This window comes from Nitrosospira multiformis, assembly GCF_900110185.1.
Lineage (GTDB): Bacteria > Pseudomonadota > Gammaproteobacteria > Burkholderiales > Nitrosomonadaceae > Nitrosospira > Nitrosospira multiformis_A.
Map to the genome: position 1 here is coordinate 1 of NZ_FOCT01000043.1, position 1,208 is coordinate 1,208.

The window sequence follows — 1,208 nt, forward strand, 5'->3', positions numbered from 1 at the left end:
CCGAACACCTCGGGGTGGATATCCTCTTCCGTCACGATATTCACCAACTGGGCTTCGTGCGAGCCATCGCCCAGCTTCAGGGAAAAGAGCGTGCGGGAGCGGCGCAGTCGCTTGTTGTGGATGGGATGGTGCTCCTTGATCAACCTCGACTCCAGCAGCAGCGCGCCCAGTTCCCCGGCTGTTTCCATCCATTCGACCCGCTCCACCTCCTGAGCAATGCGCATGTCGCTGAACGAGGCATGGTCGCCGCTGAAGTGGGACATGACCCGCGAGCGCAGCGTCACGCTCTTGCCGATATAGAGCGGAAGGGCGTTTTTGCCGTAGAAGAAATAGACACCCGGCCTGTCCGGAATCTGTTCCAGAATTGAAGCATCCAGGCCTGCGGGCAGGCTTGGGTCTTTCAGCAAGACAGTGGCGGCTTCTTGCACCTCTCGGGCGCCCAGTTCGCGCCTTGCCATCCCAAGATAGGCTGCGACGAGCTCCACGTCCCCCATCGCCCGGTGGCGTGCCTCGGTCTTTAGCCCATGACGCTGCACGATGGCGTCGAGCCCATGACCCTTATGCTGCGGATAGAGCTTGCGCGAGAGCCTGGCCGTGCACAATACCTTGTGCTGGAGCAGCGCCCCCATGCGCCGGTACTCATTCTTCAGGAATCCGTAGTCGAAGCGGACGTTATGCGCTGCCAGCACCGCTCCATCAAGAAAACTGTAGAGCCGGTGGGCGATGTCCCCAAAGGAAGGCGCATCCTTTACCATCCCATTGCTGATACCAGTCAGATGCGTGATGAAAGGCGGAATGGACATGCCTGGATTGACCAGCGTTTCCCAACGCTCGCTTTCCATTCCTTCCTCGAAGCGGATGAGCGCAATCTCGATAATGCGGTCATGCAGGGGCGTGCCACCTGTGGTTTCCAGGTCCAGGATGACGTAGGGGAAAGGAAGCAAGGTTGCGGCAGGAGCGAGGGTAGGTTTTTAAATTCCCGACAGCTTACACAGCTAATCAGCTTGGGCAAAGAATCAATTAAATGGGTTCACGAAAAATTTTCGCAATATTGGAAAATTTCCCATCCCCCGTTGGGGCTTGTCACAGGCCATGCCAGCCGTTCAAGACTTTCTTTTTGCTCAGGTATTAGAATTTCCTCAATGTATGGTCCCGAACAGAGTGTAGGAATTTAGCAGAGTAGCCTTTGCTATCCGCTCTTGAGAAGG

1 protein-coding gene is annotated in these 1,208 nt (G+C 56.5%); it reads right to left on the reverse strand.

Going from position 1 to position 1,208, the window contains the following annotated elements; translation table 11 throughout:
- A partial coding sequence (locus tag BMY01_RS16900) for a 3'-5' exonuclease family protein (RefSeq protein ID WP_074749268.1) occupies positions 1-944 on the reverse strand: 944 nt, incomplete at its 3' end.
- Between the last annotated feature and the right edge of the window lie 264 nt (positions 945-1,208).